Genomic DNA, 22,200 nt, shown 5'->3' with positions numbered 1-22,200 from the left:
ACCATGGATATCATTATCCGTAATGCCCGAGTCCTCACGATGGACGAACACGACACCGAGTATGAGCGTGCCGACGTTCTGATTGCTGATGGTGTGATCAAGAAGATGGGGCCGGATGTTGCGGCGGGCATTGAAACCGGTAGCGCCAGAGTTGTTGACGGTGAAGGCAAGCTGGTCATGCCGGGACTGATTAATGCGCATTTCCACTCACCCGTGAATTTTCTCAAGGGGGCCCTTGTGGATGCGCCTCTGGAGCTTTACATGCTTTATGAGGTGCCGCCGCTTCAGCGTCAAACGGTGGATCGTGAGTTCGCCTATACACGTACCATGCTGGGTGCCGTCGAGCTTCTGAAGCAGGGCGTCACCACAAACCACGATGATTGTTTCTTTGTCCCCGTGCCGACGGATGAAGAAGTAAACGCAGTGATGAATGCCTACACCGATGCCGGTATTCGTGCGTCGGTGACGCTTTGTCAGGTGAATGTCCGGGAATATGAAAAGTACCCCTTCCTATACGATCTCCTGCCGGACGATATCCGCACGGAGATGGAAGAGGTGCCGCTGCTCACAACTGACGAGCTTATCGGTTACTACGAGCGCTTTATCGAGCATTGGCATGACACGGCGAACGGCCGCATCCGGTGTTCTGTGTCCTGTTCCGCGCCTCAGCGTGTGACGCCCGATTGTCTCCGTGCGCTCAACGACCTGAGCGAAAAACATAATATTCCGTACAAGATGCATATTCTCGAAACCAAATTACAGCGTGTTCTGGGTGAGGAAATGCATGGAAAGTCCTTTATTCAGTACGTGAAGGATCAGGGCGTGCTAACGGACAGGGCAGTGGTGATTCATTCCGTCTGGGTTGACGACGCAGATATCAAAGCCATGGCGGAGTCCGGGTGTTCGGTGATCCATAATCCTATTTCGAATCTGAAAATTGGTAGCGGCGTCATGCCATTCCGTCGATTGAAGAACGCCGGGATCAATATTGGTCTGGGCATCGATGAAGTCCCCGTTGATGACGGCTGCAACCTCTGGACGGTCGGCAAAACCGCAGGGCTGGTCCATAAAATCGCTGATGCCGAATACCAGAACTGGCCTCATGAAAATGAGATCCTCGACATGCTGACCCGGGGAGGCGCTCGTACCATGGGGCTTCAGAATCGCGTAGGCATGCTCAAGGAAGGTTACCGGGCTGATATGCTGCTGGTTGATCTGGATACTCTTCCGTTCACGCCCTTGCACAATCTCAAGCGTGCGCTTGTCTTCTGCGAAAATGGCGGGTCTTTGAAAATGACGATCGTCGACGGTCGCATAGTGGTCGAAGACGGCGAAGTTCTGACGGTGGACGAGGCCGCTCTTCGAAAGAAGGTGCGCGGGTACACGGATCGGCTATCTGCCCAGTTGGACCTGATGACCGAATCGGCGGATCGTCTCGCGCCCTATTATCGTGAAATGTACCTTAAGACCAGCCAGAAAGACGTTGGAATGAACCGCTGGGCGGGGCCGATGACGCCGTGACCGCTCCACGTCTTTAGTGAATGTGCCGACCTCATGGGCCAATGAAGTCGGCATTGCTGTTCAGATGCTGGAAGAGGGCGAGTAAAAAGGCTCGCGCTTTTGGCCATCCAGATAACCGTCATAGAACTTCTTCACATGGGGGAAAACGGCTTTGGCCAAGTGGATTCGTTTTTCCTCGTCCGCCGTGCGGGGTTTCGACAGACGCTCAGCGATTTCGTTGAGAACCTGATCGCGATCAACACGGGTGAATCGACCATTTTCATAAATGACCTCGCCGCCAACCACGGTCTTGTCGACCGACTCTGTCTTGGCGCGTTGCATAATCGAATCGAGGATGGGGATCTGATCGTCCTGATATGGCCACAAGGCCTTGCGATGATTGATCATAACCAGGTCCGCCATACGACCCACATCCAGGCGGCCAATGTCTTTACCGAAGGGGGTTGTCATCGCACCGTGTTCGGATGCCATGCGCAATACCTGCGGTCCAGTCGGCACGACGTCGTCCATCCCTGGAACACGGTGCGCGCGTAGAACCAGGCGCATTTCCTGGAGCATGTCGCGGTCATCGTTGATCCCGGCCTCATCCAGTCCGATACCGACCGTCATACCGTGCTTCTCGAAAACGTTGAGCGGTGCGACGCCACTACGCAAACGGAAGTTGGAACTGCAGTTGTGGCAAATGCAGGTACCGTGGCTTGCTGCAATCTCTATATCTTCCTCTGTGAGCCAGACGCCATGCCCCAGCGTCAGGCGTGAACTGAGAATGCCAAGTTTCTCCAGGTGCTTGACCGCAGTGGTACCCGTACGACGACGTGCGTATTCTTTTTGATAAGCCGTTTCCAGAAGGTGCATATGCATCGGCGCGTTGTCTCTAAGAGAACGTTTTTCAAGCTCAGTCAAACCATGGTCAGTACACCAGTGCAGGTTAGCCGGCGCCAGCTGAATCCGGGTCCGTGACTGGCCCTCGTTTTCCGCAACAAGGTTGTCGTACAGAGACAGATTGTCTTCAAAAGGGATCGCCTGGCTTTTCAGGTGTGCAGCAATCGGCGCTTGCAAGTCAGAGGGAAGCCGAGCAACAAACGCTTCGTCGGCTTCGTAGACGAGGCGATTCTGCTCACGCACGGCGTAACAATAGGAGGCGCGCATACCAACGTCGCGATACGCCTGAAGTACTTGCGACGCGTTATTGTTAATCCTCTCCAGCGGGCCCTGCATCCAGCCATGAATATGCTGAACCGTGGTAATGCCAGATGCGATCATTTCAAAAGACGAATATAAAGTATCCAGATAACGATCGAGATCGCGGGCTGACATTCGGCTGGCAAACCATAATTCAAGAGGGTGATCGGGTGAGCCAAGTTGCAGAGGTGTCATTCCGACGTGATGATGAGCGTTAACGAAACCCGGCAGAATGATCTGGTCGTCCGATCCAATGACATCGACATTCGGGTATTTTGCTTCGATGTCTGCGAGCGGACCAATGTCGACGATGACACCGTCACGCTGGAAGAGCGCGCCGTTTTTCAGTATGTCGGCGTTTTCACGATCAATGGCACCGCGGACGATCCATTTTGCCTTGAAGATTGATTCTGTCATGGGTCTTTGTTCCTGAACGATGGAGATGCAAATCTATAAAAGTTTGTGGCCGTGTTTGTTTCGCATAGACGGCCCTCATGCTTACTTCTGCCCTTCCTGATCCAGCCACCACAGCAGTCGCTTCTGCACGATGCGCAGCAACTGGTCCAACATGAATCCAAGCAGGCCAATCAGAGTCATGCTGAAGAAGACCAGAGATGAGTTGAACGTATTGCGCGCCAACATCACGATCTGCCCAAGTCCGCTGCCGACACCGACAGCCTCGGCGATGAGCACCACCATCCATGCGGCGAACAGGTTCAGGCGTAGAGTCATAAACAGGCCGGGCAGGATGGATGGCAGGATGACACGGGTATAGATTTGTCGTCTGGTGGCACCCATGATCCGGGCGACGTGAATATAGCTGACCGGCACGTTATCAATCTGGTTCAACGTTGCCAGTGTGATAATGAAATACACGGCAACGAAAACCATAAAAATCGCAGGCGTGTTGCCGATTCCGAACAGGAAGATGGCAACGGGCAGCCAGGCAACCGGAGAGATTGGCGCCAACAAGGTGACTAATGGCAGAGACAAATTACCGAATAATCGGTTATAGCGACTGAGCAGCCCGGTAGCCACGCCGAGCAAGAAGCCGATTCCGAGCCCAGCGACGACCCGCATCGTCGTCCAGAGAAGCACCGATAAGACACCGAGTAAACTGGCACCGGTCTGATCACTGCCAATGATGTTGCCACGATCAAAAAACTTGAATGTTTCTGGTAGATCTGACAAGAAAATATGCGGCGGCGGCATCAGCAAAGGGTCTGCCCAGCCGACGTACCAGCATAATTCCCAGATACCCACAAAAATGCTAATCGACAGAATCCACCAGAATGCGGTTTCCAATCGATACTTCGTTTTGCCGGACAGACCCGTCGCCACTTTTTTGGGTTTGGGTGTTACGTCGGAGACGTTGGCGGTAAGTTCGTTCGTGCTTTTCACAGTAGCCTCGTTGTTTTTTGGCCGACTCACGAAGAGTGGCTGCCAATGACACTTCGCTGCTGGTCAGCAAAGGAGCGATCAACCTCATCCGCCAACAGTTCGGATAGCTCATCCTGCAAGGCGTGAAAAGCGGGATCGCGCGTACTGCGAGGTCTTTCAATATCAACCCTGATGTCTTTCTTGACACGGCCGGGGCGTGACGTGAATACGATGATGCGATCGGCCAATGAGATGGCCTCATCAATCGAGTGGGTCACGAGAAGGATGGAGGCCGAGCTATCACGCCAGATCTGAAGCAGGAAGTTCTGCATCTTGGCTCTTGTCTGAACGTCCAGGGCGGCAAATGGCTCATCCATCATTAGAACCTTCGGCTGCATAGCAAGCGCACGGGCCACCGCAACTCGCTGCCGCATACCGCCAGAGAGTTCATCAGGACGCTTATCGAGCACATCGCCGAGGCCGACTTTCTTCATGATTTTACTGGCGATTTTTCGCCGGGTGTCAGGTCCCTCGCCACGCAGGCCGAGACCGAAAGTCACATTGTCAGCAAGGGTCAGCCACGGAAAGAGTGATGCTTCCTGAAAAATCATTCCTCGATCGGAACTCGGGCCTTCCACTGGCAATTTGTCGCATTCAATCGTTCCCGAAGTCGTCGATTCAAGGCCCGCAATCATGTAGAGCAATGTGCTTTTTCCGCAGCCTGAAGGCCCCAGCAAAACAACAAATTCACCGCGGGCAACCTCAAAGGACAATTCATCTATCGCCACAACAGGCGCGGGCCCGTCGGGCTTCCAGACCTTCGAAACCTTCTTGCAAGAAACGGCGGGTACGGCCATAAAAATATCCCTGATCTATGTCTGTTTGATTCGCGCGTTATTACCCAAAAGACGGTCTGCATAACACAGCACCAACGGTTACCGCTGGCGCCGCATTACGCCTGGCCGACCCAGTCGCCTGGCGATCAGGCAATACCAGCTGACTTCAGTTTCAAGCTGTTATAGAGCTCCTGGTTCTCAGCGATGACCTGCTCAAGCAGACTCCAGTCGATCGCATCTCTGCCAGGCAACTTCTTGATGTAGCCCAGCTCCTTCAGGGACTGGCTGCGATCCAGAATGAAACTCGTCTGGTTTCGCTGGTCAATCTTGACTGGTTGCTTGTTACTGGCTTTGCGCGAAGCTTCCATCGACGTTTTGTAGTACTTGCCGACAGTGTCTTGTAGTGCAGCCTCAGGGTCGGACTCCGCCTGACTTTGTGCCAGGAGCATGGCCTTGATGGTGGCTTTGATCGCGTCTGGATTTTTCTCCAGCAGTGGCTTCCGTACCGCCAGGACGCAATCCGAGTAGCCTTCACCGTAAAGATCAATGCCGTCTGACAGCACGGTAGCGCCTTCGCGCGAGGCGAGTGACTGGGACGCATAGGGCTCAATGTGGCACATCGAATCAATCGCGCCGCTTATAAACGCCTGAGCCATTTCAGGGGAGGTATTAAAATGACGAACCTCAACATCCTTGAAGTTCATGCCGTTCTGCTTGAGGTAATCGTACGGAAGTACTTCCAGAGTGTCGGCCTGGAAGGTTCCCAGTGTCTTGCCTCTCAGATCATCCGCACTCTTGATGCCTTCCTTGACGATGATCATGCATCCCTCAACGCCGCCTCCAGCGACGATCTTCACCGGTGCGCCTGCGTCATACAGGGTGATGAACTGCGAGTAAGGAATCATTGACATGTCGACCAGGCCTGCACCAAACAGCGTCACAATGTCCGCGTTAGAAGGTGTCACGACGAAATCGAGTTCTACCCCGTCGCCTTTGGCCAGATTGCGTTCCTTAACCAGGAACAGCCCAAGGTTACAAAACCCGGTGCCATGGGTTGCTTTGACAACTGTGGCGTCTGAAGCCCAGGCCGCCGTCGGGTTGAGCGCAGAGGCAAGCCCCATTGGCAACAGTGCCGCAGCGCCCGCTGCAGCGCTTCCTTTTAAAAAGTTACGACGCGACTTCGAAATTAATTCTTCGACGTCCTGCATGTAATTTCCATTCCTTTCACACATAGAGAACTCCAACCGTTTAAAACAATGAAAAAAGCGCTGGGCTTTAAGGGGGACGGTCAACATCTCTCACGAACACAGAATGGGTTCTTCCGCAATCGGAGTACTCAAGTGCGACCGATGGTTTCCAGATCAGCAAGCTCTGTGCCAGCGACTGCCAAAAGCGTTCTGCAGACGTCTGTCCGGTTAGCATTGGCAAAGCGGATTCCAGTGTTGAAGGCCTTTGAACTGTATAATTGCGCTCAATAGATAATTGGATTGTACGCAATTATGAATCATCTTCAGAAAATAAAAGACGAGAATTCTGCACCGTATGGAGGCAAGTTTTAGGCGGAGCGTGCACTTATGGAGCGCTTTTCAATTCTCTGGGCCGTAACGTCCTACCCCGATGCCTCTAATCTCTGAGCAAAGTCCGTCGGTTCGACGCATTTCGAGATTAAAATTGTATACAAAATAATGCTGGCACCTAAATTGCTGTCTGTTGCTCATAAAAACTTGGCCAACACTGGCGGATACTTTTTTATGCGTGTTCTTCTCATAAACGGTAATACCAGCGAGAGCATTACCCAGGCGCTGCTTGCTGAAGCCCAGCGTAACGCGGCGCCAGACACCGTCGTTTTCGCTGCAAAGTGCACACGTGGCGCTGAGGTTATTGCCAGTCGCTCGGCAGAAGTAGTCGCGGCCCACGCAATGCTGGAGGCAATCGCGGCCGTCAAAGAGCCCTATGACGCAGTGTTGGTGGGCATTTCATACGACACCGCTGTGGCCGCGCTAAGAGAACTATTGTCGGTGCCGGTTGTTGGCATGACAGAGGCGGCATGTCATGTCGCAACGATGGTTGGGTCACGCTTTGGTGTCGTGTTGCCGGGTGCGCGGAACGCCGCTTTTTACCGCGAACGCATCGTTGGCTGTGGGTTTGAGCCGCGCCTGGCTGGTATGCGCGTGGTCGGCTCCTCTGCTGCTGCCCTCTATGCAGATCCTGACAGTTCTCTGGAGCTGATTCGAAACGCTTCGCAGGCATTGGTGAGTGAGGAGCGCTGCGACTCGCTGGTACTGGCCGGCGCAGCGTTGGTTGGACTGCATAGACAGATTCAACCTGACATCCCTGTCCCTGTGATTGACGGGATTGCATGTGGTGTGGGGATGTTGGAGTCGTTGGTGAGACTGAATTTTCCCAAGCCCCAGGCCGGCAGTTACGCCACCCCGGCACCCGCGAGACTGGATCATATTGATCCGGTCCTGGCCGATCTGTTTTCACATCCAGCTGGTCAGCAATCCTGATGGCGCCACCATAAAGAAGGCAACTATGACGAAAACTGATAGGGATACTCGCAATTACAGCGTGCTGGGCCATGAAATAATGACCCGTATCGAAACGCTGGCTTCGCACACCGAGCAGGAAGGCGAAATGACGCGCACCTATATGACGGCGGCCCACCGGGGTGCCGCGAGTCAGATTGCGTCATGGATGAGCGAAGCAGGCATGGCGGTACGGGAAGACGCTGTCGGTAATGTGATTGGGCGCTATGAGGGCACCGACCCGGGCAGTGCCATCCTTATGACGGGCTCGCACTTCGATACTGTTCGCGATGGCGGGAAGTACGATGGCCCCTTGGGCATTCTGTTACCCATCGCCTGCGTCGCTGAATGGAATCGTCAGGGCAAGCGCTTCCCGTTTCCGATCGAAGTCGTCGCGTTTTGCGAAGAGGAAGGCGTTCGTTTCAAGGCGCCGCTTCTCGGCAGCCGGGCCATTGCGGGCAGCTTTGACAAGAGCGTACTGGAAAATGTGGATGATCAGGGCGTCACAATGCGCGAAGCGATGATCAGTGCGGGCCTGGACCCGACACAGCTCGACGCCGCAGCGATGTCAAAGGGCGATATTGCCGCTTACCTCGAGGTTCACATTGAGCAGGGCCCGGTTTTGTTGGAAGAAAACCGAGGGCTTGGTGTTGTCACTGCAATTTCTGGTTCAAGCCGTTTCATGCTGGAGCTGCAAGGCGTGGCCGGACATGCCGGGACGGTTCCGATGGCCTCCCGGAATGATACGGTGATGGCCGGTGCCGAGATCGCGCTTTACATTGAAAAACGCTGCAATGAGTCGCCAGGATTGGTAGGTACCGTAGGGCAGTTCAATGTGCCCAACGGTGCCGGGAACGTCATTCCGGGTCATGCGGTGATGTCGATCGATATCAGGGCTGGTGAGGACTCGATTCGCAGGTCGGCAGTCGACGACATTCAGGCTGAAATTGACAGTATCTGCACCCGCCGCGGGATCCGCAAGAGCCTCGAGAAAACCTACGAAGCTGCCAGTGTCGCATGCGCCAGCTGGTTGCAACAGAGCTTGGAGGAGTCCATGGAGCGACATGGCTGTACTCCGCGAAGACTCCCTTCAGGCGCAGGTCATGACGGAATGATTATCGCTGACATTGCGCCAATGGCAATGCTGTTCGTGCGTTGCGGCAACGGCGGTATCAGCCACAATCCTGGCGAGACCATGTCGGCTGAAGATGCCGCTCTTGCCTCTCAGGTGTTTGCAGACTTTGTCGAGAACTTTTCAGCGACGGAGCCCGTATGAGCGGGGCTGGCAAACGGTGTTCATGCGAAAATGTCCGACAGATCGACTTCCTGTTCGTCGTCAATTTCCAGGCGCAGCGTGCTCTCCACTTCTCTCAGGTGAGCGATCAGGCGCTGCTTTGCCAGTTCTGCATCCCTGGCCTCGATTGCCTCGATGATATCGCCGTGATGATGATGCTGGCAGGCCGGAGTGTTCGGGCGATCATACAGTGTAATCACGAGACAGGTTTGCGCTGTCAAATCGTGCATCATGCGAACCAGTATGGTATTTCCAGCCAGTTCCGCCAAAAGAACGTGAAACTCTCCGGACAAACGGATGATGGCCACGCGGTCGTTTTCACGGCGTGCCTGTGCTTCTCTGGCGACATGGCGCTTGAGTTTGCTGATGTCACGGCTGTTGGCGTTTTCGCACAACATGGTCACGACCGCTGGCTCAATAAGGTGACGTGTGAAAAACACCTCGCGGGCCTCTTCTACCGACGGGCTGGCGATGAATGCGCCTCTGTTCGGTATCAGCTCGACCAATTTTTCGTGGGCCAATCGCGCGAGCACCGGCCGAATCTTGGTTCGGCTGATGCCAGACAGAGCAACCAGTCGCTCCTCCACAAGCCGGGTACCCGGCGTCAGGCGATGCTCCAGAATCGCCTGTCGAATTCTCTGATAGCACTGCTCACTGGTCAGCAATCGTTTGGATCCCAATGTCTGGGATGCCGGAGCCACCTGACTTTGTTTCGAAGCGCTTCCAGTTGCGACGGCCTTTGTTTTCCTTGGCTTGCTCAAGCTTCTCTCACTCTGAGTGCAATTAAAAATCATCTACAGTTTTGTCGCGCATCTTATACAAAAACGAGGCAGATCGCGCAAATCTTATTGTCGCCTTTTCAGCAGGCACTGTTCTCACCATTAAACGGGGAGACGGTCTGAATGGATCTTTCCGGTCATGGAAAAGGGCAGGCCTTGGACGTGTCTTCGCAGGAATGGCACACACTCTCCGCGCACGAAATATCTCGCAGGGTTCGCTCCGGAGCGCTTCGTGCAGTCGAACTGGTCGAGTATCTGTTAAAGAGAATGTCCACTATCGATTCTCAGCTTGGCGCAATGGTGGACATTGATTCCGATGGTGCGATTGCCCAGGCCAAACAAGCAGATCGTCTAGCGGCGGCCGGCAGTGACCGGCCTCTCCTCGGGGTTCCGTTTACGGTCAAGGACAATCTGTGGGTTAAGTCGCGCCCGGCCACCTACGGATCAAAACTCTTCGCTGATTTTATCGCCCCAAGAGATTCATGGAGTACGGCTCGACTGAAAGCAGCTGGCGCTATATGTATTGGTATCACCAATTGCTCTGAGTTCGCTTGCAAAGGTATTACCACCAATCCGCTCCATGGAATCACGCGCAATCCGTGGCTGCTAGACCGAACCCCGGGTGGTTCCTCCGGCGGCGCGGCGGCATCGGTTGCTGCCGGCTTCAGCCCTATTGCACTGGGTACAGACGCCGGAGGCTCAGTGCGGCGGCCCGCAGCCCATACCGGATTGGTCGGATTCAAATGCACCTCTGGTCTGATTCCCAATCCCTGGGGCTTTGATGAGCCGTGCCGGGACATGGGGTCGATCGGTACCCTTAGCAGGAATATGCGCGATTGTGCGCTCATGATGGATGTACTTGCCGGCTACGATGTGCGGGATCCGCTGTCGCACCCCCTGCCAAGAGAGATGACCGCACCGTCTGCTTTTGTCGGCGCCGTGACTTCTACTCTGAACCAGGGCCTGCGCATAGCCTGGTCTCCAGACCTGGGTTGCGACCTGGCGGTCGATCAGGATGTGGCCGAAGAAATGCATCGGGCGATCGACCAGCTGCGCCAAGCTGGATTGACGATTGAAGATGCCAGCCCGCATTGGAGCGACGACGTCATTCATTACCCATACGCGGTTCGCCAGCACGCAGAACTGGCGCAACTGTTTGGTACACAGTGGCATACAGATCCCAGTCAGTTTGACCCTGTCATCGCAAGCCAGATTGAGAACGGGTGTGAGATAACAGCGGCGGAGCTGACCGACATGACCTTCCGCCGCCATCGCGCTCGCGAGCAGATGACCGCTTTTTTCGAGCGCTACGATTTACTTCTGTGTCCCACGGTTCCGGTCGAACCTTGGTCTTGCAACGCCCTTGCACCCAGCACCATTGGCGGCCGGAAAGCGGGTCCGCGAACCCACGCGGTTTTCACGCCACTGTTCAATCTTTGTGATGTGCCTGCTGTGTCGATTCCTTGCGGGTTCGGCGCACAAGGTTTGCCAGTGGCTTTGCAGATCGCTGGTCCGCGTTACGCTGACCTAAGAGTGTTACAGCTCGGTGCCAAGATCGAACAGATACTGAGCCATGCCTTCAAAGCCCCTTTAATGCACTCCAATCTACTTGAGCAGGATCGATGAACCCAAACATACGCCTCGGAATGCTGACCCCGTCTTCCAACACGGTTTTAGAGCCAGTGACGTCAGCCATGCTCCAGGAGCTGTCTGAATGCACCGCACATTTTGCGCGATTCCCCGTCACTGAAATTGCAATCTCCGATGGTGCGCTCGCCCAGTTTGACCCGTCGGCGATCCTGAAAGCGGCAAGCCTGCTGGCTGACTGTAGGCCTCACTCCATTGCCTGGAATGGTACCTCCGCCGGCTGGCTTGGATTCGATGCAGATGAACGACTGTGCGAAGCCATCGAAGCCAACACAGGCATTAAAGCCTGTACATCCGTGCTGGCACTCAACGAGATCTTCAGGCGCAGAGGCATCACACGGTTTGGCCTGGTGACGCCTTATCGCTATGACGTACAAGCACGCATTACGGCTAATTACCGTCAAGCCGGTTTCGACTGCGTCGCCGAACGTCACCTCGATATACAAGAAAATTTCACTTTCGCACACATTCCCCCCGACGACATCCGCAAGATGGTTCGTGAGGTTGCAGCCTCCAAACCGCAGGCCATCACAATTTTTTGCACAAATTTGTGTGGAGCCCCTCTGGCCGCCGAGCTGGAGGAAGAGCTGGGTATTCCAATTTACGACACCGTGTCCACCGTTGTTTGGAAGTCGCTGCAGCTTGCAGGTGTGGACACTTCGCGCCTCAGCGGCTGGGGCTCGATCTTCAAGGAGAATTTCTGATGGAAAACACTGAATTTGATCTGGTTATCCGTAATGCACACATTGCCACGGCCACTGACATTTTCGACGCGGACATTGGCATCCGGGATGGCCGTATTACCGCGTTGGCGCAGCAGTTGCCGGCTGGCAAAGAAGAAATTGATGCCGCTGGCCGCTGGGTCTTACCTGGCGGCGTTGATGCCCACTGCCATCTGGCGCAACCGACTGATGACGGCTCGGTTTTCGCCGATGACTTCTTCACCGGCACGCGATCAGCCGCTTGTGGCGGTACGACGACTGTCATGCCATTCGCGCTGCAAAAGAAGGGTGCGACGCTCGAGCAGTCAGTGGCTGATTACCACGCGGTTTCCGACGGCGAAGCCTGTATTGATTATGCATTTCATCTGATTGTGGCCGACCCGACCACCGATGTGGTTGAACGCGAGCTGCCGCTGATGATTGAGCGCGGCTACACCTCATTGAAGGTGTACATGACGTACGACGATTTGAAGCTGAATGATCGCGAAATTCTTGACGTGCTCTCGGTCGCTCGGCGTGAAGGTGGTATGACCATGATCCATGCTGAAAACACCGATTGCATTGCCTGGCTCACCGAACGCATGCTGGAAAAAGGCCACACTGCACCGTCTTTTCATGGCTTATCCCGACCTATCGTGGTCGAGCGTGAAGCCACGCACAGGGCCATCTCGCTCGGCGAGTTTCTCGACACACCGGTGCTGATCGTCCATGTGTCCAGCGAAGAGGCCACTGCCCAGATCCGCGATGCGCAAAGTCGCGGCCTGAGTGTGTACGGCGAAACCTGTCCACAATACCTGTTCTTGACAGCAGCCGACCTTGACCAGCCAGGATTCGAGGGTGCCAAGTGCATTTGTAGCCCGCCGCCCCGCGATGCTGCAAGCCAACAGGCGATTTGGGACGGAGTGGCCAACGGAACGTTTCAGGTATTCTCATCCGATCATGCCCCGTTCAGGTACGATGACCCAGAGGGCAAGAAAGTTGGCGGTAAGCATGGCAACTTCACCCATGTCCCCAACGGCATCCCCGGCATCGAAACGCGCCTGGCGTTGCTATTCTCAGAAGGCGTTTTAACGGGGCGCATCGATATCAACAAGTTCGTGTCGGTGACCGCAACTGAACCCGCCAGAATCTACGGGCTTAACCCGCGCAAAGGCACAATCTGTATCGGTGCAGATGCCGATATTGTGATCTGGGATACAAATCTGGATACGACGATCAGCAACGACCGCCTGCACCATAACGTTGACTACACGCCCTACGAAGGTCGGCGAATTCATGCATGGCCAGCGCTGACCATGTGCCGTGGCGTGACTGTCTATCGTGATGGTGAATTCATCGGCGGCAAGGGATTCGGTGCGTTCCAGCGTTGCGACCGACCGAAACCAGCCAAACCAAAACCCAGTTTCGGCCGACCCACTCCCTGGCTAGACGTCCTTTAAGCTTTTTTATAGGCCCCGCAGCAAAGTCGTCCTGATTGACAGGGCGCTGTCCACCGGTTTTCAGGGTGAATTGCTGGGGTCGTGTGCCACAACAAGTAAACGGAGACTTTATCACCATGACTCAGATCGCCATTACCGCTGGCCAGTTTCACTTTATTGCTGAGACGAATCCTGACGCACCTGAAACCGTCGCCGCCTTCCTCCGACTGCTTCCCTACAGACAGAAACTGATCCACGTAAGGTGGAGTGGCGAGGGGTGCTGGATTCCTCTGGGTGAATTCAAGCTTGGCGTAGGATTCGAAAATCACACCTGCTACCCGTCGGTAGGAGACATCCTGTTCTATCCAGGCGGGTACAGCGAGACTGAGATTATCATGGCCTATGGTAGTTGTAGCTTTGCCAGCAAGATGGGACCTCTGGCTGGTAACCATTTCCTGACGATCATCGAGGGCAAGGAACAGTTGCGCACCCTTGGCAACAAGGTGCTGTGGGAGGGGGCGCAGGATATCGTCTTCGAGACTCTCGATTGATCGCGATCATCCCTGACTGAGAACTCTTGATGTTGGGGAAGTCAGGGACTCAACAACGATGCGGGCACGCGCTCAAAGCTCTGTCGGCCCTTTTTGAACGCCATCAGCGGCTTTCCCAACTCGGCAATCACCGCTGACGGTGTGTCCGCATCCAGTACGATGAAATCCGCATGACATCCCGGAGCCAGACCGTAGTTCTCCAGGCGTAGCAGTCGGGCAGATTCTTCCGAAATCCACGCAAGGCATCGTGCCAGTTCAGTGGGTGTGCCCTGATGGCAGACGTTAGCCAACAGATTAGCCTGGCGAATGAGCGACGCATCGCCAAACGGTGTAAAAGGATTGCCAACGTTATTCGTCGACAATGAACAGGTTACCCCACAGTCGTGAAGGCGCGGCAGTGGGGCCACTCCTCTGGGCACGTTATGGGTGGTGTCCCGCCCGTTCAGAAACAGGTCGGTGGAGGGTAATGCTGTGACCTGAACGCCGGCCTCCGCAAGCGCTCCGGCGATTTCTTCAAACACTTCCGGCGGCAGGGCAGACAGTTTGGTGACATGGCCAATCGTCACCCGGTTTTGCCATCCAAACTCTTTGGTACAGCGGATGACTTCCGGGATCGTCATGCCGTCTGGATTCAGATCAAAATCGAGGTGCAGATCCAGGTCGCAGTCGTATCGTTCCGCCAGTTCGAATAGTCGCCGGATTTGTGCTGCAGGGTCATTGTCCATGTAAGGGCAGCCTCCCAGGACGGTGGCGCCTGTCTCAAGGGCCTCGCACAGAAGCGCCTCGGTGCCAGGATTGTTGAGCAAACCTTCCTGCGGGAATACGCAGATCTCAAGTCCCAGAGCCCAGGCATAGTCCTGCTGAAGCCGCTGGATTGCCCGAAACCCAGTCAGACCTATGCCAGGGTCAAGCTCTACATGCGTGCGCATATGAGTCGTGCCCTGAGTGATGGCTTTTTCCAACAGAGCTGCGCCACGACGATAGACGTCCGCCTCGGTAAAGTCAGCCTTCGCTGCGCTGGTCTTGGCTATCGCTTCAGCGAGTGTGCCCTCTTTGAGTTCACATCGGTTCATGATGCAGGCTTTATCGAGGTGAATATGAGTCTCGATCAGCCCCGGCAGAACAAGATGGCCGCCGAGGTCGACTTCACTCTGCAGAGCTGCTTCGTCCGTGAAGGATTCAACAAATTTTCCATGCTCCACTCTCAATTCAGTAATGACTGCCGGTTGATCCGGCAGTCTCAGGTTCTTGAATAGAATTGATGTCATGCGGCGCTTTCTCCTGAGTGTGCGGCTTCAAGCTCTGGGTCGTTAAGGGGGAGTTACCTTCTCTATGCTTTTATACCTAGCAATTTCTTTACCAACTAGTCGAAATTTGGACCCTCAAAGCGAGCCCTTCGGCCTTTGATCTGAACGTTCGCTTTGCGACCTGTCCGTTCTGTCGTGTTCCCGGCTAGCGTTGTTCGAATGGGCTTCGAATCGCCTACTCTTCAGTTCGAGCTCAGGACACCATTAATGCTCCCCCTGAGGGTGTCAATGGCCATTTATTTTGACCCACACACTGACGCCCCCCCTCTCAGAGTGGGTTGTCCAGTATCCGAAGGCTTCAAAGACCGGCAAAGTCGTCATCGCCTTGTTCTCTCTTGAAGCAAGGTGCAGAGTTGCGAAAACTCGAAACGCAGAAACAACGATAAAAAGGGACCGGCTTTGTTCGTCGCCGTGGCGTCACAAAGAGTTAGATACGACTGCAAGGAATTCGTACGCCATTGTGGTAAACTAATCTTGCCAAATGGCAGGAGGTTTTATGTCAGCAATCACAGAGAAAAAGCAGAGCCCTAAAGGGCATTTTGGGCCTGGTAAGGCGAACGTTCGAGGCGTCTACGCGGGGCGTGGTGCGGAGAAAACTCGGTCAGCCGTCACTGGAAAGTACCTATTTTCCGGTGTCCAGGGCGTGAAGAAGATCCGTCGAGGAGGAAAGGCCCGGGAACTGGATGCCCTGAAGGCCTTGTACGACATCGACGACACTGTTTTGTGCACGCTGCTGGGCATTTCTCCGCGCACCCTGGTGCGCCGGCGTGAAGACGGCACCGTGAACAAAGCAGAACTGGATCGGGTAGCTACTTTGCACCTGGTGATGCGTGATGCCGTGGAACTGTTTGAAGGTGACAGGGAGAAGGCACAACGTTGGCTGAAGCGTCCGGCGCGAGCCCTGGAGCACCAGAGCCCAATAGATCTGCTGGATACCGAGGCTGGTATTCGCATGGTACGGGACCTTATCGGCCAGCTTGAGCACGGCGTGTACGCATGAAGGCGTACCGGATCACAAAACGAAAGCACAAGGACACCGCGTTTTCCGGGTTTGGTGCGCGCCAATATGGGGGGCGCTGGAATCTGCCCAATCACTCAGCGGTATATCTATCGGAGAGCATTGCCCTTGCCCAACTAGAAATTCTGGTCAACCTGGGTGAAGAAGACAGCCTCCAGGACTATCTACTGTTTCAAGTCGAAGTCCCAGACAGCCAACTTATGGTCCTGGCCGATGACGCTTACCCAAAAGACTGGAACGGAACAAGAGTGTCGGCAGGCACTCAAGAGATCGGAACTGATTTCCTTATCGACGGCGAAGCGCTCGCATTGGCGGTCCGTTCGTGTGTTGTCCCACAAGAATATAACCTCCTTTTAAATCCGGAACACCCTGATGCAGAAGCAGTTATCGAAGCGGCCGTTGAAATAACATTCCGATTTGATAATCGCCTGCGCACTGATTCCTGAAGCGTTGTTCGCGCATCGTCCAAAAATTCGCTGTAAACAATTATGAAATCTTCAGAAGTAGTCCAAATATTCAAAGGTGCCATAAAAAGCACCAAACCATACGGTCTTTTTGGCGCGGGGGCCTGGCAGGCGTACTCGGCGATCAAACTTAGTTAGTTAATTTGTTAGTTAGTTGCTCAAGTTGGTTTTTTGGGCTCCATCGGGCGCCGCTGACGGGCGGCTTATCTCAGAGTTATGGCCGTCATCTGGTTGCCGTTGGTATTTCTTAAACCGGGGCCGACCGATGAAGGTGGCGATTGCGTGGGCACTGAGAGAGTGACTACGCCCGACATCTGCAGGTTTACGTTCATCGTTGAGACGATGTTGCTCGACCGCTATTTGGTTGCTTTTTAACAGGATTGCGAAAGATAGGTACCGCTGCCACGTGCGGTGTGTTTAGCTATGAGGATATTTCGCCCGGAGGATGATTCATGCCACCGAGAGACACCGAACTGTCATTAAAATTGTCCCCCGAAAACGAGCAACTCCTTCGACGCGCCTCGACATCGGCAGGGTTTGAATCGTTGTCTGAATTTGCCCTGCAAGCCGCGGTGGAGAAAGCCTCGCGAATTCTGGAGTCTGCCGAAACCATCACCCTGGACAGTGAATCTTTCCACGCTTTCATCGCCGATTGTGAACAGCCGGGGCCCCCGAACAGCGCCTTAACGAAAGCGATTGAGCGCCGGAGAGCCGAAAAAGCTAAATCGACGTGAGCCGCCAAGACCGTGACGTAACGGCAGAAAATGACTTAGGTTACTGATCCTCTGAGGATCACTTCAGCCTGCCCATCCAACCGCTCCTTAACCGAACGCCAATCCGGCATAAACCGGTCCAGGAGATTGTAAAACCGGGGGCTGTGATTGTGCTCTACAAGGTGGCACAGCTCGTGGAGCAAAACGTAATCAATCGCCCGGGTCGGCGCTTTGACCAGATGAGGGTTCAGCAGAACGGCGCCGCTGGCCGCACAGCTTCCCCATTGTGTCTGCATTGCTACCATGCGCCACTCAGGCGGCGTTTTAAGCCAGGGTAGGGTGTCTACCATCAGATCTAGCCTACGCTGAAAGACATCTGAAGCCCGATCCCGATACCATTGCTGGACGGCCGCCTGTGTACGTTCTGGGATGAGATCCTTGCCTCGCACTCGCAACTGTCCACCGATGAGTTTGCAGGTTACTTTGCGTTGCTCAGGGTCCTGGATAGTTTTGAGCACGTAACGGCGCCCTAGATACAGCACGCTTTCTCCACTGACCCACTGCCGCGGCATCACGTCGCGATGGCGCTGCCTGATGTCATCCAGGTGCTTCATAACCCAGCGGGCCCGACGCTGAACGGCAGCTTTGATTTCGGAAAGGGGAGCGTCTGCGTATTCCAGACCAAGGTTGCCACTGATTCCAGACGAAGTCTGCCACCCATTCCACGCGAAAGCTGCCACTAATTCCACGGCAAAGCTGCCACCCCAGCAGACTGCCTGAAGCTCCATCAAAATCGTCCGGCGCGGGATAACTTAACGGTACTCTGACCCTTTTCATCCGGAGATGGGCCAGATGCCAGCGAAGAGGTTATCCATGCGTAAAATCAAAGAAGTCCTTCGCCTCAAGTGGGAGCGAGGGCTGAGCAACCGCCAGATTGCGGCGTCCTGTGGCGTTAGCCGCCCCACCGTAAGCGACTACCTGCGCCGCACGGTTGAGGCCGGTCTGAGCTGGCCGTTGCCAGCGGATCTGGATGAGGCCCACCTGGAGCGGTTGCTGTTCCCGCCGCCACCGGACCTGCCAGCACAGGCCAGAGGTATACCCGACTGGCAACACATCCGTGACGAACTCACGGGCAAGAACGTCACCCTGTTCCTGCTCTGGCAGGAGTACCGGCAAGCCAACCCGGACGGTTATCAGTACAGCTGGTTCTGCGAGCACTACCGGGCCTGGCGGGGCAAGCTGGACCTGGTGATGCGCCAGGACCATCGGGCCGGTGAGAAGCTATTCGTGGACTATGCCGGCCAGACCGTGCCCGTCATTGACCGCACCACCGGAGAGATCCACGAGGCACAAGTCTTTGTCGCGGTGATGGGTGCATCCAATTACACCTACGCCGAAGCCACCTGGAGCCAGACATTGCCGGACTGGGTCGGCTCCCACATCCGGACCTTCGAGTTCCTGGGCGGAGTGCCGGAACTGGTGGTTCCGGACAACCTCCGCTCCGGCGTCAGCAAGGCCCATCGCTACGAGCCGGATCTCAACCCAACCTATCAGGACATGGCCACCCATTATGGCGTGGCCGTTGTCCCGACAAGAGTTCGCAAGCCCCGTGATAAGGCTAAGGTAGAAGGCGGTGTATTGATCGTCGAGCGCTGGATCCTGGCGGCGTTGCGCCATCGCCAGCACTTCTCCCTGGGGCAACTCAACGCCACCATCCGTGAACTGCTGGAGCGGCTCAACAGCCGCCCCTTCCGCAAGTTGCCCGGCTGCCGGCGCGACCACTTCGAACAGCTGGATAAACCGGTTCTACAGCCGTTGCCGGCAGAACCGTATGTCTACGCAGAGTGGAAGAAGGCTCGGGTGCATATCGACTACCACGTAGCCATCGACGGTCACTATTACTCAGTGCCCTACACCCTGATCAAGAAAGAGGTGGAGGTTCGCATCACCAACAACACCATCGAATGCTTTTACCGGGGCAACCGGATCGCCAGCCACCGGCGCTCAGACCAGAAGGGACGGCACACCACCATCGCCGCGCACATGCCCGAATCCCATCGCCAGGCTGGCGAGTGGTCGCCGGAACGGCTCATCGCCTGGGCGGCCAAGACCGGACCGGCGACGGAGAAGCTTATCCGCACCGCTCTGGGTGCCCGCAAACACCCTCAGCAGGCGTACCGCTCCTGTCTGGGCATTCTCCGGTTGGGGCAGAGCTACGGCGAGTCGCGGCTGGAGGCCGCCTGCCAGCGAGCCCTGATGCTGGGAAGCTGCCGCTACAAGAGCATTGAATCCATCCTCAAACACCGTCTGGATCAGCAGCCTCTGGAAGAGCAACAGGAACTGGCCTTGCCCGATACCCACGACAACATCCGTGGCCCCGCCTACTACCACTGAAGGATCTCTGACATGCTGAAACATCCCACACTGGACAAGCTCCACGCCCTCAAACTGACCGGCATGGCCGCCGCCCTGGCGGATCAGTCGGCCACCCCCGACATCACCGATCTGAGCTTCGAGGAACGCCTCGGGCTGCTGGTCGACCGGGAAATGACCGAGCGAGATAACCGGCGCATGACCAGCCGGTTGCGCCGGGCTAAGCTGCGGCACAATGCCATCCTCGAAGACCTGGATTACCGCTATTCACGCGGCCTAGATAAAGGACTGGTCCAGTCGCTGGCCGGTTGCCAATGGGTGAAGGAACACCTGAATGTGCTCATCACCGGTCCCACCGGGGTCGGGAAAACCTGGCTGGCCTGTGCTCTGGCACATAAGGCCTGCCGGGAGGGTTACACCGCCCAGTACGTCCGCCTGACCCGACTGCTACGGGAGCTGACCATTGCCAAAGGCGATGGCCAATACTCAAAACTCCTGACGAATCTGGCCAAGGTCGACGTGCTGATCCTGGATGACTGGGGGCTGATGAAACTGAGCGCCGAGAATCGGCGAGACTTGCTGGAGGTGCTGGAAGACCGGCATGGCAGGCGCTCCACCATTGCCACTAGCCAATTACCCATCGAGGAATGGCATGGCGTAATCGGTGACGCCACTCTGGCAGACGCCATTCTGGATCGGCTCGTACACAACGCCTACAAGATCAACCTGCGGGGCGAATCCATGCGAAAACAACAGGCAAAGTTGACGGCCACCGAGACTTCGGAGTAAGAAGAGAAACCCCGCGTCGCTACGCTCCGATGGGTGGCAGCCTTGCTCCGGTCCGGGTGGCAGGCTTCACATGGAATGGGTGGCAACCTTCAGCGGTTTACGCAAGCGTCCTCCGGGGCATCCACCTGAACTGTCCCATTCGGATGAACGTGCACCCGTATGGATCGACGCTGATGACCTGGCACGTGGCAGAGGTGGTAGCGAAACTCCCGGTCGCCATAGCGGGCCCGGTGCTCCGTTGGCTGCTCGTGTTGGACTGGCTCGACAGTCGTCGTCACTTGGCCACTGCATTACGTAGAATCTGCACCACTTCATCGAGCACTGCTTTGGCCTTGTCGAGGCCCACCAGGCAAAACAGGCGGGGCAGGAGGTTTTTGCGAACGTCTTGTTCGATACCGACCGGGTTCAGGGAGTTTTCGGCTACAGCACGATTCACGACCTTGTCGATCTCGAACGCCTCCTCAATCAACTGGTCACCTTTTTCCGTCTCCAGAGCATCGAACTCCTTCCCCAATACCAGCTTGAAGGCACCGTAGTAGGCTTGGGCGTGCTTGTTTCCATCAAAGCCGCTGACGGGAAGATCAGGGACATCGCGCTCTTCCACCATCTTCTCCAGGTCGCTGAACATGCGGAACTGGGCTTTGTAGTCGAACATGGCCTCCGCTTTCTCGATGGCCTCCTTCAGCAGGGCAGAGAAAACTTTCTGGGCGTAAGGGTCGTCGCCCAGGCGCTCCTCAATGGTCTTTTTAGTGCGCGTTTTGATCTTGTCGGTTTCGTTCCGGGCTTTGTCATCGGACCAGTAATCGGGATTGGTCTCACCAATGGACTCGATAACCACCGGCTCGTCGCCTTTTTTGACGTCGATACCGGTCACATAGCGGTCGATTAGATCGCGTATCTGCCCTTCATAGGCCGAGTAATCGACGGCCTCCTGTGCATCCAGCCGAATCGTCTTCCGCAACTCAGAGAACCATCTCAGATCCTGCTTGTAGCGCCGAATATCCGCCTCTGTGAAGGCCCGGTCGTCAAAAAAGCTCTGGGTTGATAGGGCAGTCTTCAAACACATGCCGAAATCAGTCACCGCTTCGTAGAAGTCTTCCCGCAGCGCCTGACGAACATCAACCTCCATACCCTCGGCGTCGGATTCATATTTGGGCATGAAGACTTGCCGATATTGCTCCTGATCTAGCTTGTTGTCGATGTAGGTGAAAAAGCTCCACAGCTTTTCGTGCAACGCAGGAAGTTTCTTGTATTCGGTATCGACATTGGCGTATAGGCCTTCGATATCCTCGATGGCAAAGCCACCCTGGGTCTGGTCCTCGAAGTTCTGATAGTCGCGGATGGCGGTATCCAGCTCTTTGAGAATGCCACGGTAGTCGATCAAGTAGCCGAATGGCTTCTGAGGGTGCAGACGGTTCACCCTGGCGATGGCCTGGATAAGATTGTGCCCTTTAAGCTGCTTGTCGATGTAGAGAACCGTGTTCCTTGGCTCATCAAACCCGGTCAGAAGCTTGTCCACGACGATCAGGATGTCAGGCGGCCCATCAGTACCAAAATCCTCAATAACCGCCTTCTCGTAGTCCTGAGGATCTCCTAGGAGTCTGCGCGGCAGAAGTGTTTTGAGCAAGTGCCTCCGCCGCGCCGAATCACGGTTGTGCCCGAGAGTATAGGCGCAGTA

At 55.5% G+C, this 22,200-nt stretch carries 20 protein-coding genes; 12 read left to right on the top strand and 8 right to left on the bottom strand.

Annotated elements, in window-relative coordinates:
* Positions 1-3: 3 nt before the first annotated feature.
* Positions 4-1,521, top strand: coding sequence for an amidohydrolase family protein (locus tag ACZ5Q2_RS13570; RefSeq protein ID WP_064230368.1), 1,518 nt, complete (start codon positions 4-6; stop codon positions 1,519-1,521).
* Between the two features lie 60 nt (positions 1,522-1,581).
* On the opposite strand, the gene ACZ5Q2_RS13565 is transcribed toward ACZ5Q2_RS13570, so the two are convergent.
* The 4 genes from ACZ5Q2_RS13565 to ACZ5Q2_RS13550 all read right to left on the bottom strand — a co-directional run bounded on the left by ACZ5Q2_RS13565 (position 1,582) and on the right by ACZ5Q2_RS13550 (position 6,127).
* Positions 1,582-3,120, bottom strand: coding sequence for an amidohydrolase family protein (locus ACZ5Q2_RS13565; RefSeq protein ID WP_064230367.1), 1,539 nt, complete (start codon positions 3,118-3,120; stop codon positions 1,582-1,584).
* 81 nt (positions 3,121-3,201) lie between these two features.
* Positions 3,202-4,104: an ABC transporter permease gene (locus tag ACZ5Q2_RS13560; protein ID WP_064230366.1), complete on the bottom strand. Its 903-nt coding sequence runs from the start codon at positions 4,102-4,104 to the stop codon at positions 3,202-3,204.
* Between the two features lie 26 nt (positions 4,105-4,130).
* Complete coding sequence (locus ACZ5Q2_RS13555; RefSeq protein ID WP_064230365.1) at positions 4,131-4,940, bottom strand: ABC transporter ATP-binding protein; 810 nt, start codon at positions 4,938-4,940, stop codon at positions 4,131-4,133.
* A gap of 125 nt (positions 4,941-5,065) precedes the next feature.
* Positions 5,066-6,127, bottom strand: coding sequence for an ABC transporter substrate-binding protein (locus ACZ5Q2_RS13550; RefSeq protein ID WP_201257905.1), 1,062 nt, complete (start codon positions 6,125-6,127; stop codon positions 5,066-5,068).
* 543 nt (positions 6,128-6,670) lie between these two features.
* On the opposite strand from ACZ5Q2_RS13550, the gene ACZ5Q2_RS13545 reads away from it, so the two are divergent.
* Both ACZ5Q2_RS13545 and ACZ5Q2_RS13540 read left to right on the top strand, forming a co-directional pair.
* Positions 6,671-7,429, top strand: a complete 759-nt coding sequence (locus tag ACZ5Q2_RS13545; protein WP_064230363.1) for an aspartate/glutamate racemase family protein — start codon at positions 6,671-6,673, stop codon at positions 7,427-7,429.
* Between the two features lie 25 nt (positions 7,430-7,454).
* Entirely contained in the window at positions 7,455-8,723 is a 1,269-nt protein-coding gene (locus ACZ5Q2_RS13540; protein WP_064230362.1) for an allantoate amidohydrolase, read from the top strand.
* Positions 8,724-8,743: 20 nt separating this feature from the next.
* Here ACZ5Q2_RS13540 and ACZ5Q2_RS13535 read toward each other — a convergent pair whose 3' ends face one another.
* Positions 8,744-9,421: a GntR family transcriptional regulator gene (locus tag ACZ5Q2_RS13535; protein ID WP_296625682.1), complete on the bottom strand. Its 678-nt coding sequence runs from the start codon at positions 9,419-9,421 to the stop codon at positions 8,744-8,746.
* Positions 9,422-9,643: 222 nt separating this feature from the next.
* Between ACZ5Q2_RS13535 and ACZ5Q2_RS13530 the strand changes: the two genes are divergently transcribed.
* From ACZ5Q2_RS13530 to ACZ5Q2_RS13515, 4 genes are all read left to right on the top strand, one after another.
* Positions 9,644-11,146: an amidase gene (locus ACZ5Q2_RS13530; protein WP_064230361.1), complete on the top strand. Its 1,503-nt coding sequence runs from the start codon at positions 9,644-9,646 to the stop codon at positions 11,144-11,146.
* 68 nt (positions 11,147-11,214) lie between these two features.
* The gene (locus ACZ5Q2_RS13525; RefSeq protein WP_367184211.1) at positions 11,215-11,871 is read left to right on the top strand and encodes a maleate cis-trans isomerase family protein; all 657 of its coding nucleotides are present in this window, start codon (positions 11,215-11,217) and stop codon (positions 11,869-11,871) included.
* Positions 11,871-13,328, top strand: a complete 1,458-nt coding sequence (gene hydA / locus ACZ5Q2_RS13520; RefSeq protein ID WP_064230359.1) for a dihydropyrimidinase — start codon at positions 11,871-11,873, stop codon at positions 13,326-13,328. The genes ACZ5Q2_RS13525 and hydA overlap by 1 nt, the downstream gene beginning before the upstream one ends.
* Positions 13,329-13,444: 116 nt before the next feature.
* On the top strand, positions 13,445-13,858 hold the full coding sequence (locus tag ACZ5Q2_RS13515; RefSeq protein WP_064230358.1) for a DUF3830 family protein: 414 nt from the start codon (positions 13,445-13,447) through the stop codon (positions 13,856-13,858).
* 41 nt (positions 13,859-13,899) lie between these two features.
* Here the strand turns inward: ACZ5Q2_RS13515 and ACZ5Q2_RS13510 are convergent, their stop codons facing one another.
* Positions 13,900-15,126, bottom strand: a complete 1,227-nt coding sequence (locus ACZ5Q2_RS13510; protein ID WP_064230357.1) for an amidohydrolase family protein — start codon at positions 15,124-15,126, stop codon at positions 13,900-13,902.
* Positions 15,127-15,661: 535 nt separating this feature from the next.
* Here ACZ5Q2_RS13510 and parS point away from each other — a divergent pair.
* The 3 genes from parS (at position 15,662) to ACZ5Q2_RS13495 (ending at position 17,381) form a co-directional block, all read left to right on the top strand.
* A complete protein-coding gene (gene parS, locus ACZ5Q2_RS13505) occupies positions 15,662-16,165 on the top strand; it encodes a type II RES/Xre toxin-antitoxin system antitoxin (RefSeq protein ID WP_064230356.1) in 504 nt (167 codons plus the stop codon).
* Positions 16,162-16,629: an RES family NAD+ phosphorylase gene (locus tag ACZ5Q2_RS13500; protein WP_064230355.1), complete on the top strand. Its 468-nt coding sequence runs from the start codon at positions 16,162-16,164 to the stop codon at positions 16,627-16,629. Before parS ends, ACZ5Q2_RS13500 begins: the two co-directional genes overlap by 4 nt.
* Positions 16,630-17,099: 470 nt before the next feature.
* Positions 17,100-17,381: a type II toxin-antitoxin system TacA family antitoxin gene (locus ACZ5Q2_RS13495; protein ID WP_064230354.1), complete on the top strand. Its 282-nt coding sequence runs from the start codon at positions 17,100-17,102 to the stop codon at positions 17,379-17,381.
* Between the two features lie 35 nt (positions 17,382-17,416).
* On the opposite strand, the gene ACZ5Q2_RS13490 is transcribed toward ACZ5Q2_RS13495, so the two are convergent.
* Positions 17,417-18,148, bottom strand: a complete 732-nt coding sequence (locus tag ACZ5Q2_RS13490) for a M48 family metallopeptidase (protein ID WP_432209973.1) — start codon at positions 18,146-18,148, stop codon at positions 17,417-17,419.
* Between the two features lie 64 nt (positions 18,149-18,212).
* On the opposite strand from ACZ5Q2_RS13490, the gene istA reads away from it, so the two are divergent.
* The gene (gene istA / locus ACZ5Q2_RS13485) at positions 18,213-19,754 is read left to right on the top strand and encodes an IS21 family transposase (RefSeq protein WP_230716000.1); all 1,542 of its coding nucleotides are present in this window, start codon (positions 18,213-18,215) and stop codon (positions 19,752-19,754) included.
* A gap of 12 nt (positions 19,755-19,766) precedes the next feature.
* On the top strand, positions 19,767-20,522 hold the full coding sequence (istB, locus tag ACZ5Q2_RS13480; protein ID WP_061332066.1) for an IS21-like element ISSpu5 family helper ATPase IstB: 756 nt from the start codon (positions 19,767-19,769) through the stop codon (positions 20,520-20,522).
* Between the two features lie 274 nt (positions 20,523-20,796).
* Here the strand turns inward: istB and ACZ5Q2_RS13475 are convergent, their stop codons facing one another.
* Positions 20,797-22,149, bottom strand: coding sequence for a type I restriction enzyme subunit R domain-containing protein (locus ACZ5Q2_RS13475; RefSeq protein ID WP_432209974.1), 1,353 nt, complete (start codon positions 22,147-22,149; stop codon positions 20,797-20,799).
* Positions 22,150-22,200 lie beyond the last annotated feature (51 nt).

It is taken from the genome of Marinobacter alkaliphilus, assembly GCF_055394375.1.
The sequence above is the reverse complement of the archived record's forward strand: the minus strand, read 5'-3'. Positions and strand labels throughout refer to the sequence as shown.

Coding starts and splice junctions, on each gene's coding strand:
- ACZ5Q2_RS13550 (WP_201257905.1), bottom strand. CDS start 6,127: ATGCAGGACGTCGAAGAATTAATTTCGAAGTCGCGTCGTAACTTTTTA.
- ACZ5Q2_RS13490 (WP_432209973.1), bottom strand. CDS start 18,148: ATGGAGCTTCAGGCAGTCTGCTGGGGTGGCAGCTTTGCCGTGGAATTA.
- ACZ5Q2_RS13515 (WP_064230358.1), top strand. CDS start 13,445: ATGACTCAGATCGCCATTACCGCTGGCCAGTTTCACTTTATTGCTGAG.
- ACZ5Q2_RS13500 (WP_064230355.1), top strand. CDS start 16,162: ATGAAGGCGTACCGGATCACAAAACGAAAGCACAAGGACACCGCGTTT.
- ACZ5Q2_RS13540 (WP_064230362.1), top strand. CDS start 7,455: ATGACGAAAACTGATAGGGATACTCGCAATTACAGCGTGCTGGGCCAT.
- ACZ5Q2_RS13525 (WP_367184211.1), top strand. CDS start 11,215: ATGCTCCAGGAGCTGTCTGAATGCACCGCACATTTTGCGCGATTCCCC.
- ACZ5Q2_RS13570 (WP_064230368.1), top strand. CDS start 4: ATGGATATCATTATCCGTAATGCCCGAGTCCTCACGATGGACGAACAC.
- istA (WP_230716000.1), top strand. CDS start 18,213: ATGCCAGCGAAGAGGTTATCCATGCGTAAAATCAAAGAAGTCCTTCGC.
- ACZ5Q2_RS13555 (WP_064230365.1), bottom strand. CDS start 4,940: ATGGCCGTACCCGCCGTTTCTTGCAAGAAGGTTTCGAAGGTCTGGAAG.
- ACZ5Q2_RS13565 (WP_064230367.1), bottom strand. CDS start 3,120: ATGACAGAATCAATCTTCAAGGCAAAATGGATCGTCCGCGGTGCCATT.
- parS (WP_064230356.1), top strand. CDS start 15,662: ATGTCAGCAATCACAGAGAAAAAGCAGAGCCCTAAAGGGCATTTTGGG.
- hydA (WP_064230359.1), top strand. CDS start 11,871: ATGGAAAACACTGAATTTGATCTGGTTATCCGTAATGCACACATTGCC.
- ACZ5Q2_RS13495 (WP_064230354.1), top strand. CDS start 17,100: ATGCCACCGAGAGACACCGAACTGTCATTAAAATTGTCCCCCGAAAAC.
- ACZ5Q2_RS13530 (WP_064230361.1), top strand. CDS start 9,644: ATGGATCTTTCCGGTCATGGAAAAGGGCAGGCCTTGGACGTGTCTTCG.
- istB (WP_061332066.1), top strand. CDS start 19,767: ATGCTGAAACATCCCACACTGGACAAGCTCCACGCCCTCAAACTGACC.
- ACZ5Q2_RS13545 (WP_064230363.1), top strand. CDS start 6,671: ATGCGTGTTCTTCTCATAAACGGTAATACCAGCGAGAGCATTACCCAG.
- ACZ5Q2_RS13510 (WP_064230357.1), bottom strand. CDS start 15,126: ATGACATCAATTCTATTCAAGAACCTGAGACTGCCGGATCAACCGGCA.